The organism is Streptomyces sp. H27-D2 (genome assembly GCF_035828615.1).
Taxonomy (GTDB): domain Bacteria; phylum Actinomycetota; class Actinomycetes; order Streptomycetales; family Streptomycetaceae; genus Streptomyces.
Genome location: NZ_JAYMZR010000149.1, coordinates 1 through 11,865, shown reverse-complemented (window position 1 = coordinate 11,865; position 11,865 = coordinate 1). Strand labels below are relative to the sequence as shown.

The 11,865-nt window shown below is 66.7% G+C and carries 6 protein-coding genes and 3 pseudogenes; 4 read left to right on the top strand and 5 right to left on the bottom strand.

Annotation, left to right across the window (positions count from 1 at the left end; genetic code table 11):
* Positions 1–113: 113 nt before the first annotated feature.
* Positions 114–995: an IS3 family transposase gene (locus tag QMK28_RS32300; protein WP_326443256.1), complete on the top strand. Its 882-nt coding sequence runs from the start codon at positions 114–116 to the stop codon at positions 993–995.
* Positions 996–2,631: 1,636 nt separating this feature from the next.
* Positions 2,632–5,484, top strand: coding sequence for a BREX system ATP-binding domain-containing protein (locus QMK28_RS32295; protein WP_326443255.1), 2,853 nt, complete (start codon positions 2,632–2,634; stop codon positions 5,482–5,484).
* A 138-nt stretch (positions 5,485–5,622) separates the two neighbouring features.
* Here the strand turns inward: QMK28_RS32295 and QMK28_RS32290 are convergent, their stop codons facing one another.
* On the bottom strand, positions 5,623–6,321 hold the full coding sequence (locus tag QMK28_RS32290) for a TetR/AcrR family transcriptional regulator (RefSeq protein WP_326443254.1): 699 nt from the start codon (positions 6,319–6,321) through the stop codon (positions 5,623–5,625).
* 109 nt (positions 6,322–6,430) lie between these two features.
* Here QMK28_RS32290 and QMK28_RS32285 point away from each other — a divergent pair.
* Positions 6,431–6,568, top strand: a pseudogene (locus QMK28_RS32285) (IS30 family transposase); the annotation flags it as partial.
* Between the two features lie 39 nt (positions 6,569–6,607).
* On the opposite strand, the pseudogene QMK28_RS32280 reads toward QMK28_RS32285, so the two are convergent.
* Positions 6,608–7,139, bottom strand: a pseudogene (locus tag QMK28_RS32280) (IS3 family transposase); the annotation flags it as partial.
* Between the two features lie 27 nt (positions 7,140–7,166).
* A pseudogene (locus tag QMK28_RS34475) lies at positions 7,167–7,382 on the bottom strand (transposase); the annotation flags it as partial.
* 381 nt (positions 7,383–7,763) lie between these two features.
* On the opposite strand from QMK28_RS34475, the gene QMK28_RS32275 reads away from it, so the two are divergent.
* Complete coding sequence (locus tag QMK28_RS32275) at positions 7,764–9,260, top strand: MFS transporter (protein WP_326443253.1); 1,497 nt, start codon at positions 7,764–7,766, stop codon at positions 9,258–9,260.
* Between the two features lie 100 nt (positions 9,261–9,360).
* On the opposite strand, the gene QMK28_RS32270 is transcribed toward QMK28_RS32275, so the two are convergent.
* On the bottom strand, positions 9,361–9,570 hold the full coding sequence (locus tag QMK28_RS32270; protein WP_326443252.1) for a CsbD family protein: 210 nt from the start codon (positions 9,568–9,570) through the stop codon (positions 9,361–9,363).
* Between the two features lie 125 nt (positions 9,571–9,695).
* Entirely contained in the window at positions 9,696–11,747 is a 2,052-nt protein-coding gene (locus tag QMK28_RS32265) for a helix-turn-helix domain-containing protein (protein ID WP_326443251.1), read from the bottom strand.
* Positions 11,748–11,865: the final 118 nt, after the last annotated feature.

The window sequence follows — 11,865 nt, the reverse complement described above, 5'->3', positions numbered from 1 at the left end:
AGTGTGGTGACCAGGATGATAAGAGCCGTATGACGGGAGACTGTCACGTACGGATCTGTGGGAGCCGGAGGGTGAAATCCCCTCCGGCCACCCGACTTCGCCCAGGAATATCGATGACCGACAAGTGTGAATTCATCGACGGCGAGAAGGACCACTACCCCATCTGCAAGATGTGCACCTGGATAGGAATCTCGGCATCTGGATTTTACGACTGGCGATCCCGGGAAACATCAGCCACGGCCGAGCGCCGGGAAAGACTCAAAGCGGTAATCCGTCATGCCTTCACGGATTCTGACGAGACCTACGGCTACCGTCGCGTGCATGCCTCGCTCCGCCGTCTCGGTGTCCAGGCCGGCTTGGAGTTGGTGCGGGCTCTGATGCGGGAGCTGGGCCTGGTGTCCTGCCAGCCGAAACCCTGGCGGACCACCACGGTCCCGGACGCGGCCGCGGACGCGACGCCCGACCTGGTGAACCGCGACTTCACGGCCGACGCACCGGGCCGCAAACTGGTGGGCGATATCACCTACATCCACACCTGGGCCGGATTCCTGTATCTCGCCACCGTCATCGACTGTCATACCAAGGCCGTCGTCGGCTGGTCGACTGCCAACCACATGAAAACATCGCTGATATCCGACGCCATCGACATGGCCGCCCGGAACATCAACCTCTCCGACGACTGCGTGTTTCACTCAGACCGAGGAAGCCAGTACACTTCCCAGGAGTTCCGAAAAAAGCTGCGCGGCATGAGCCTTCGGCCGTCCGTCGGGCGGACCGGCGTTTGCTGGGACAGCGCCATGGCGGAATCATTTTTCGGAGCACTTAAGAACGAACTGGTCTATCGCACCGCGTTTCCGACCCACGAACACGCACGACGGGCAGTCGTTCGCTACATCGAAGTTTTCTACAACCGCAAACGGCTCCATTCGGGACTCGGCTACAAGACCCCTGCAGAGGTTCACGCCAAGTACGAGGAAATGCAGCTCGTAGCGTAGAAACCCCCGAAAGCGACTGTCCGTAAAACGCGGGGCTCCTCAATCGGCCCGGTCTGTGCGGTGGAGCCGATGGGCGCGGCGGCCAGACGAAGGCTGTCCACCGTGTTGGGTGCTCGACCCCGTACGTCTGAGAGGTTCGAGCGCGTTGCCGCAGCAGCCGCAGAGAGCTGATCCCCATCGAGGTGAGCGGCGCGGCCAAGTCAGTCTCGTCCGCGTCGACGGCGGCCGGCGGCGCCCCTGCTCCACCAGCCGGCGCTCGGCCCAGCCTCGGTCCGAGGCTTCGTGACCGTAATGCCTCCCTCACTCAGCCCCGCCGAAGTTCGATCGGGGCGACCGCCGCAAGGCCTCGCCGACCATACCTATGCGGGATTACGAGGACTCAATACGGTGCCCCCGAAGCATCGACCGAAGCAACACTTCTCACCGCTTGCGGAATAGATGGTTCCGCGCGTTTCCTGCGAGCAGATCAGCCCTGTCAGGTCTTTAACTGCACAGGTTTGGCGTGCTAGCGTCCCGTGCTGTACGTGTACACCGTTCACCCATACCCGAGGGGTTGAATTGGATCTCAAGCACGCGACTCTCGCGCCAGAGCTGTACGACTACCCTGTCGCGCACGGCGCGCCGCCCCACGCTTTGCTGCACAAAATCATCGATGAGACAAAGAAGCCCGGCGGCTGCGAAATCATGCGACGCGTACCGGAGCGGAGAGCGTTGCCGACGCTACGCACCCGTCTCGTCGGCGCGCGCAACGCGATCGAAGTCGGTACTTTCACGGCTACTCGTCCGTCCGCATCGCCCGCGGCCTTTCCTCGGGATGGAAGCGCCTACGCTGTGACGTAAGTGACGGGCGGACGCGAGTAGATCGCGAGTCGTGGCACAAGGCAGACCTGAAAAACAGCGTCGAGCTGCGCCTGGGTCGGCACTGGGCACTCTGCGGTCCCCATTCCGGGAACAGTAGTGCTCGACTGGATGCGAGTTCATGGTGAAAGCTCACCGGTGATGAACGCGTCGAGGTCGTCATGTTTCCCATCCCTGACGGCGTAACGTCGGCATGCGAGCACGCCAAAGGGGCGTCCCGTAGGGGAAAGCCGCGGATTGGATGATCTTGGTCTGGCTGGTGTGATCGTGGCATCGGAGCCGTCCTGGACAGCCCCGTTCACCGAGCTGATTCTCGCTCTTCAGGCAGCTGGCGACCGCAGCTGCGGCAGAAAGGTGTGGATGTGCCCAGGCGGGAGCTGCGGTGGAGCCTGCCGACCGTTGGAGGAGTGGTCACCGCATGCTGGAGGGCCGACCTGCCCCTTCGGGGCCCCGCTGTTCGGTCCCCGAAGCTGTTGGGGGACCGGATCATCAGCCACCTCGGGCCCCGATCATCCTGTATTACCACCTCCCAGGAAGACCGAACTGCTCGCGCGGAAAGATTTCTCCGCGACTGCCGCCTCAAAGGCGACGGCGTTCACCATGCCATCCCCGCCACAGCCCGCATGGGGCAATCACGCCCTCGCCGGACACACCCCACCACGGCCGGATAAATCAGCCCGGGCCGCACACTCCAATAGATCAATTGTGGAACAGTTCTTAGGGAGAGACGAGCTCAGTGCCAACGCTTCGTCATCCAGTGTCGAAAAGGATATGCGAAATGGTGCCCAGGGAACTGTACGGCCGGAGCGAAGAATCGCAGATAATTGCCAAAATGCTCGACTCCGCAACAGCGGGAACAGGGGCATCAGCTCTGGTGGAAGGAATTATTGGAACAGGCAAAACGTCGCTTCTGCGCTGGGCGGAGGAGATGGCCAGGCAGCGGGGAATGCTTGTTCTCGCAGCCACAGCGTCTCCTACCGAACGGCACTTTTCGATGGGAGTCGTCCACCAGCTCCTCGACTGCCTGGAAAGAGAGGGGCATCACCTTGGTTTATCGTCGCAGGAATTACCACAGCGCGACGATCATGCGTATCCCGATTACCTGCAACTCGCCGATTTATTCGCTTCCTTAAGCAGGGTAGCGCAAAGTACACCACTTCTGATCACGGTCGACTGCATTCAATGCACAGATCCGCAATCCTTGTTGTGGCTCGGGTTCCTGAGCCGGCGTCTCGACAACCTGGCCGTGGTCCTGTTGGCAAGTAAGCGCCGCGGTGAGCCGGCGAGCGACCAGCACCTCCTGGCTGAGTTCATGGAGGGGATCCGCCCCGATCGGCACATATCCATCCACGACTTGAGCCCGAGCGCGACGTCCGATCTGGTCGCCGCGCTCGGCGGCCCGGTCCCTGGCCACATCGATACCCTCATCGCCGGCAGTGGAGGGAATCCGTATCTGCTGACTGAACAGATCCTCGCCATACCCGCGCCGAACACATCAGCCGCGAGCCAAGAACATCGGGGAGCCCATCAGTCAGCAGAACTTCCGATACGGCTGCGTGCCGTCAAGGACCGCATCCTGTCGTTCCTCGGACGCCTGGACCGCCATGGTCTACATGTCGCGCGCGCCGCGAGCGTCGTGGGCACCGCGGTAACTGCTGAGCTCGTCGCCGAGCTGTGCTCACTCCCGGTGGAGGAAGCGTCTGAATGCCTCGATCGACTGACCGAATCAGGCCTCCTCCGAGGAACGGACCTGACCTTCCGCCACCCCGTTCTGGCCCGCCTTCTGTATCTGGACATTCCCCATGCCGAGCGTGCCGAGCTGCGCCGGCTCACAGCCCGCTGTCTCCACCGCAGGGGCGATTCCAAGGAGGAGATCACTCCTCATCTCTTGCAAGCATCGCAGCTGGATGAGCCATGGATGGCACGGCTCTTGTTGGATGCCGCAGAGGAGCTCCTCCCCCAGCACGCGGATGCAGCCATGGATTTGATCGACAAGATTTTACTGCACGGGATCCCGGAACACCTGATCGTCCGGACCGAGAAGCTGCGTGTCCAGGCTCTAATGGGCCTGGATCTTCCCGCATCCTTGCGCGCACAGTCCGCGCTCGCAGACCTCACCGTCGGGCTCCGGGAGCGGGCGGAAGAGTCGCTGCGTCTTGCCGACATCCTTCTCCATCTGGACGAACCCTTTGAGGCACGCCAGGTGCTGGAACATGCCTACCACCAGGTCCGATGGAGTGATGAGGCGGCTGCTGCACAGCTACGTCGGCAACTCACCCATGCCCGTCTGCACGACGGCACATATACCTTGTTCGAGCCCCGGCTCGATAACAGGGCAGCCGCGAGCGGCCATGCATCGATGGGCGAGGAACGCCTGGAATCACTCCTCCTGCTGCGTACGGCGATGGGCGATTCGGCAACAGCGGTGCAGCGAATCGCCCACACCATCCTCTCGACACCGCGGGCACCCTACGGCTCGCCGCCGTGGTATTACGCCCTTCTCGGGCTGCTGTGGTCCGGTCATTTCGGCGAGGCACTCCGGCACATTGATGCGGAGGTGCAGATTGCCTGTGCAGAAGGAGCTGTTACCCGCGTGGCAGAGGCCCTGGCCATACGGAGCCTGATCCAACTGCATCGGGGCTTGCTCGAAACCGCCGACGACGACGCCCGTCAAGCGTTGACGCTCCTGCAGCGGATCAGCGCGGACCGACACCACGTCGGCGCGCTCGCCCGCAGTGTGCTGATCAATGTGGCCCTGGAGAAGAACCAGGTCGCCAAGGTCGCCGACCTGCTCAGCTCCGCTCTCCCTTTCCCCAATCCTTCAGTGACGTGGTGGCAGCTCCACCTCATGCACAGCGCGGCACGCGCCCTGGGACGGTTGGGAGAGACCCAGCGGGCCCTCGGCTTGATCACGCATTGCGAGAAGGAATTGCGACGCTGGAAGGTGACCAACCCAGCAATCCTTCCGTGGCGCTCAACAAGGGCAATCCTACAGGCCGGTGTAGGCAACCTTCCGGATGCACGGCGCCTTGCGCGGGAAGAGGTCGAACTCGCTCAACGTTGGTCCGCCCCATTCGCGCTGGGGCGAGCCCTCCTGACTTTGGCGTCGGTCACGTCGGGGAGTGACGCTTTGAGGCATTCAAAGAAGGCGCTGGAGCTCCTCGATTCGGAGGAGGCACCGCTGCTCTTCGCCCGCTCCCTTTACGTGGCCGGTCAGGCGCACCAGCAGGGCGGAAACGCGATCCGCGCACGTGAACTGCTGCACCGCGCCAATGAGCTGGGCATCTCACTCGGGGCTGACGGACTTGTCGAAGTAGTTCAGCGCGCACTACGCAACGCAGGTGGTCGACCGGATCCCCGGAAGACTTCCACAGAATCGCTTCTGACGCCCACGGAGCGACAGGTCGCCGAACACGCTTCCCGAGGAATGAGTAACCCGAGCATCGCGCGGCTGCTGCAGGTGAGCTTACGAAACGTCGAGTCGCACCTCACCCACTCCTACCGGAAGCTAAGGATCAGCGGCCGCCATGAACTCACGAAGTTCTTTCCGGCCGAGGAAGCTCCTCCCAGCCCGGTGATCCTGCACGGGCGCGAGGCCGTCTCACACCTGTGGCAACCACGAAGCGCCTGATTCGGATCCGGATTTCTGCGCGAAAGCGGACGATGCGATTCTCCACTTGGGATGATACTTGATAGGTGAATTGCCTACGCTCTGGGCTGGAGTCGCTGGAATTAAATTTCCTCAACCCCTCAATGCATACGAACTGGATCAGTCAGCCGTCTCAGCAAACGCCCCGTCCAGCAGCGCCTTCAGCCCGGCAGCGAAGCGCTCGTGGTCACTCATTTCATTCACCACCGGGGCGATACGCCTGACTGCGGGATATTCGTCGAGCTTGTCTCCGATTCTGGTGAACCCGTTGTATGAGCGGGGGAGCAAATACCACCCCTTGCTCTGTGCTACGAGAAGGTGACCCAAGACATACTGCCAGATAGCGACGTGCAGGCGCGCAGCCTGCGCGTCGCTCATCCCTCCCCGGATCATCGTGTTCAGGATGAACTGAGACAGACGCAAAGAGTTGGGTGTGAGCAACGTGCCGTCAAGTATTACGGTGACGATCCACTTATGCTCCTCCATGACTCGGTGCGCGTTCTCCACTGCTTCGATGATCTCCTCACGGGGATCGTCTCCGGCGTCTGGGATGACGAATTGACGTGAAACTTCATCAAACAGCAGTGACATCAGCTCGCGTTTGTCGCTCAAGTGCCGGTAGACGGCGGCCGGCGCCTTCCCCAGTTCATTGGCCAGCTTGCGCATGCTGAGCCCAGCCGCTCCTTCACGCTTGAGCAAGCGCATTCCTGCTGCCACGATTTGTGAGCGGGTGAGCGGCTGAGTGGTGCGTTCAGATGCTTTCGCACCGGCAAGAGTCATGTGGCTCCCGTTCCACACCTGGCTTGCAACGTTACCCACAGTTGGGAGTATGCCGAGGCGTCATCATCTCGCACCATGCCACCTATCGGATACCGGTTGAGCAAAACGAAATACGCTCGCAATAATTCTGTGGACACCTGCCGCCCCGCTCCGGCAGTACTTCCCCAAGGGCACCGACTTGTCCCGGCACAGTCGCAGCGACCTCGACGCCGTCGCGGCGGCCCTCAACAAGCGCCCACGCAAAACTCTCGGCTGGCGAACCCCCGCCGAGGACCTCGGCGATCATTGCAGACCAGCAGTGTTGCGACGACTCCTTGAACCCAAGCTGCGACCCGCGGTCCGAATGGAAGATCACTCCGGCGACGTTCCCGCCGCAGCCGGCCACGGCCATCTTGAGGGCGTCGATGACCAGTTCGGAGCGCATGTGGGTCGCCATGGACCAGCCGATGACGCGGCGTGAGCACATGTCCAGGACCGACGCGAGGTAGAGCCAGCGGCTGCCGACCTGGACATAAGTGATGTCACCGCACCACTTCTCGTCCAGCTGCCCGGCGGTGAAGTCGCGGTGGACCAGATCCGGGGCGGGCGGTGCGAGCCGGTCCGGGACCGTCGTGCGCTTGCGTCGCCGCAGACGGCGGCCCGCGATGCCGCGCCGGCGCATCAACCGCTCCACCCGCTTGCGGTTGACGGTGTGCCCGATACCCCGCAGCCCGGCGTGGACGCGGCGGGTTCCGTAGGTCTCCTTGCGCTCGGCGTGGATCTCGCTGATCTCGGCCACCAGCGCGTCGTCGGCGGCCTGACGCCCGGCGCGGGCCCCGGCTCCGGCGGTCCACCGGTAGTAGCCGGAGCGGGAGACCTGCAGAAAGCAGCCGGGCGGTCTCCGCCCGCAGCCGGGCCAGTTCCGCCTGGGCGCCCTCCGGCTCCGGCCCGCCGCCGGACACCGGACGGCCCTGGGCGTCACGCACCCACGTCCGCAACGTCTCAGGGTTGATGTTCAGATCGGCGGCGACGTCCCGGAACGTCCCCCGGCCGGCCGAAGCCCGCCACAACGCCACCGCGTCGGACCGGAACTCCGGGCTGTACTTCGAAAGCCTTGCCATGCGGATCTACACCTTCCAGGATCTACAAGATCCATTGTCAGGTGTGTCCACATCACGGGGGTCGCCTCAATGACGGAGTGCAACCTCCGTAATCAGCACCAAGTCAGCACGGGAGCGGTGACAAGGGGTGATGACGTGGGCTTTTGGGTCAGCATCAAACCAGCACTGGAGTCAGCACGCCCCCGCCAGAACATGCCAAAAGCACAATTTTCACGACCCTCGCCCAAGGCCGCGCCCGGCGCTTCCAGGTGCACCCCGAGGGCATCCATGGGGGAAACGCGCACACCCGACAGACGAAGCATGGTGTCTCACCACATGGGACGGTGACCTGGGCGTTTCTACGGTATGGCAACACGCAACCGTCCCCCGGAAGTGGTGACCATGTCCACCCCCGCCCCCGTGCCCACAACCCCCTCCAGCCTTCGCCGCATCGTCGCCGCGAGCCTCATCGGCACGACCATCGAGTGGTACGACTTCTTCCTCTACGGCGCGGCCGCCGCGATCGTCTTCAACCAGTTGTTCTTCCCCGACTCGGATCCGCTGGTCGGAACGCTGTTGTCGTTTTTGACGTACGCGGTCGGCTTCGCGGCGCGGCCGGTCGGGGCGTTGGTCTTCGGCCATTACGGCGACCGGCTCGGCCGCAAGAAGCTGCTGGTGATCAGCCTGCTGATGATGGGCGGCGCGACCTTCTGCATCGGCTTGCTGCCGACTCACGCGACCGTCGGGGCGATGGCCCCCGTACTCCTCACCCTGTTGCGCCTGGTGCAGGGGTTCGCCCTCGGTGGCGAGTGGGGCGGAGCGGTGCTGCTGGTGTCGGAGCACGGGGACGCCGAGCGGCGTGGTTTCTGGGCCTCCTGGCCGCAGACCGGAGCGCCTGCCGGGCAGTTGCTGGCGACCGGCGTGCTGTCGGCGCTGACCGCCCTGCTGTCGGACTCGGCGTTCGCCGCGTGGGGTTGGCGGGTGCCGTTCCTGCTGTCCGGTGTGCTGGTGCTGGTCGGTCTGTGGATTCGGCTGTCCGTCGATGAATCACCTGTCTTCAAGGCCGCGTTGGCGAAGGCCGAGGCGCGCAAGGCGGACGCCGGCGCCGACGGCGCGGTCGAGCGGATGCCGCTGGTCGCGGTCCTTCGCGATCACTGGCGGGACGTGCTGGTCGCGATGGGCGCCCGGATGGCCGAGAACATCAGCTACTACGTCATCACAGCCTTCATCCTCGTATACGCCACCGTGCAGGCCGGTTTGGACAAACAGACGGCGCTGAACGCCGTCCTCATCTCCTCCGCTGCGCACTTCGCGGTGATCCCGGCCTGGGGCGCGCTGTCGGACCGGGTCGGCCGGCGGCCCGTCTATCTGCTGGGTGCGGCCGGGGTGGGGCTGTGGGCGTTCCCGTTCTTCGCCCTGATCGACACCAAGAGCTTTGGGGCGCTGGTCCTCGCGGTCACCGTCGGTCTGGTCTTCCACGGCGCGATGTACGCGCCGCAGGCGGCCTTCTTCTCGGAGATGTTCGCGACCCGGATGCGCTACTCGGGCGCCTCGATCGGCGCGCAGTTCGCCTCGGTCGCGGCCGGTGCGCCCGCCCCGCTCATCGCGACCGCGCTGCTCGCCGACTACGACAGCTCGACGCCGATCGCCCTGTACGTGATCGCCGCGTCGGTGATCACCCTCATCGCGGTGGGCGTCGCCAAGGAGACCCGGCACCGGGATCTGGCCGCCATCGAGCCGACCTCCTCGCGCCCCGCCGGAACCGGCGGGGCCGCCGCCGCTGCCGACGACCGGGCAGGCCGTACGGGGCGAGGTACCGCGGCCGACTCCCGCAGCCCCGGCGGCTCCAGCGGCTCCGAAAACCCCGGTGAGTCGGCCCCGGCCACTCGTACCGTCTGACTCCGGCGGCCCACCGCGCAACGGCGCGTGCCGGGGCGCGGACCTTCTCGGTCCGCGCCCCGGCGTGCGTAACGCGTCGGGCTCCCCTCGGAGCCCGGCGTCAGTGCTTGTCGTCGTCCGTCATCGAGTCCTTGACCCCGCCCATGGTCTCCTTCGCGTCCTCGGCCGCTTCCTTCGCCTTGCCCTTGGCCTGATCGGTCTTGCCCTCAGCCTTCATCCGGTCGTTGCCGGACGCCTTGCCGGCCATCTCCTTGGCCATGCCCCGCATCTTGTCCATCGCACTCTCGCCGGGCTTGCTGTCCTCAGTCATGGTCATCGCCTTTCGTCGGGTGCCTCTGGTCCGGGCCCACGCTGCCGCAGACCGCCGGCGCCCGCCCTCGGGGTTAGCCCGTCGGGCGCAACCCGGTCCCCTCCCCCGGCGCGCGAGGGGACCGGTCAGCGCGGGTCGGGCGTCGCGAGCCGGTGCAGGCGCAGGGCGAGCTGGATCTCCAAGGCTCGGGCCGGGGACTGCCAGTCCGGGCCGAGGAGCCGGCCGATCCGCTCCAGCCGCTGCGCGACCGTGTTGACGTGGACGTGGAGTTCGTCCTTCGTACGGGCCGGGCTGCTGCCGGAGGCGAAATACGCGTCCAGGGTGCGGACCAGATCCGTACCGCGCCGGGTGTCGTAGTCGACGACCGCGCCGAGAGTGCGCCGGACGAAGCCGTCCACATCGCGGGTGTCGGCGAGCAGCAGGCCCAGGAAGCCGAAGTCCTCGGCCGCGGCGCCCTCGCCGGCGCGGCCCAGGACGCGCAGCGCGTCGAGGCAGCGCCGCGCCTCCTCGTACGCGCGAGCCACCTCGCCGGGACGCGCGGCCGGCGCCGGGACGGGTGCGGAGGCCCCGACGGTCACCGGCCCGTTGACGGCCGCGCCGAGCAGCGCGGCGAGCCGCCGGGCGGTGGTGGCAGCGCCCGCGTCGCCGTCCTCGGCCCGGCCGGTGGCCGGCGAGAGCGGCAGCAACAGTACGGTGCCGCCGTCGCGGGCGGCGGCCAGGCCGTGCCGGGTGGCCGCCAGGTGGGACGCCGCGGACCACAGCCGCTGACGGTCGGCGGTCTGCTGGTCCGCTGCCCGCGCCGTGGTGGTTTCCATCCGGGCGGCCAGCACCAGGTGCGGCGCGTCGAGGTCGGCGCGCAGCCGGGCGGACCGCTCCCGCAGCAGCCGCGGATCGCGGTCGGGGGCGTCGAGGAGGTCGTCCAGCAGTTCGCCGCGGACCCGTTGCTCGGCCTCGCCGGCGGCGCGCCGGGCGAGCAGCAGCAGCGAGGTGACCATCGCGGCGCGCTCCAGGGTGCGCTGGTCGACGGGGTCGAGTCCGGGATGGCCGTGCAGGACGAGCGCGCCGAGGAGCTCACCGCCCGCGGACACGGCTGCGACCCAGGCGTCCGGGGCGGCGGCCTCCTTGCCCCTGCGGCTGCCCGGGTCGGGGCTGTCGCTGCCGCTGTTGGTGCCGTTGCCGCCGTTGGCGCCCCTGTGCGGCACAGCGTCTTGGTGCGGCACAGCGTGACCGTCCGCGCGCGAGCGCTCCACCGCTGCCGCCGTCGCGGCCGGGAGCGCCGGCGCCGCCAGGAACTCGACCGAGCCGCTGAGCACTTCGGCGAGCGCGGCGGCGACATCGTGCACGCCGCCGCCGCGCAGCACCAGTTCGGTCAGCCGGTCGTGCACCTCGGAGGCTCGCTCGATCACCGCGCTGCGGTCCCTGATGATCTCGTTGGCGGCTTCCAGTTCGGTGAGCGCGGAGCGTGTCTCGGCCAGCAGATGGGCGGTGTCGATGGCCACGGCGGCGTGCGCGGCGAAAGAGGCGAGCAGCGCGATCTGTTCGCGTTCGAAGACGCGGGCCCTGCGGTCGGCGGCGAACAGCACGCCGATGACGCCGCTGCCGAGCATCAGCGGCACGCCGAGAATCGCGACCAGCCCCTCGTCGCTGACGCCCGAGTCGATCGTGCGGGTGTGCTCGAAGCGGGGGTCGTCGAAATAGCTGTCGGTGACGTACGGGCGGGCGGTCTGCGCGACGAGCCCGCCGAGTCCCTCCCCCATGCCGAGCCGCAGTTGCTGGAAGCGCGCCGAGACGGAGCCGTCGGTGACCCGCATATACGTGTCGCCGGCCTTGGGGTCGTTCAGCGTCAGATACGCGACCGCGGTGCCGAGCAGCGAGCGGGCGCGCTGCACGATCGCGTGCAGCACCGCGTCGAGGTCGCGCAGCCCGGCCAGGTCGTGCGCCGTCTCGAAGAGCGCGGACAGCTCCGCTTCGCGCCGGCGGCGGCCCTCCAGCTCGCTCCGTACCCGCAGCGCGCGCAGTTTGTCGCGCTCCAGGGCGGCGAGCGCTTCGGGGCCGGCCCCGTCCGCGCGGGCGCGCAGCACCGGCCGCTCGTACTCCTCGGCGGGCGCGCCGCGGGCGAGAAGTGCCAGGAAGGGGGCTTCGGAGGGCTCGGACGGCGACGGCGGCGCATCGGACATGGTCACAGGGATACCTCTCGGATGCCCCGGCGCGCCAGCCGCGGGGGCGATGGACGACGGGCGCGGCGGCTGCGGAGTGCGCCCCCTGGCCCGCCGCGCGCCGGGGCCGGGGCCGTTC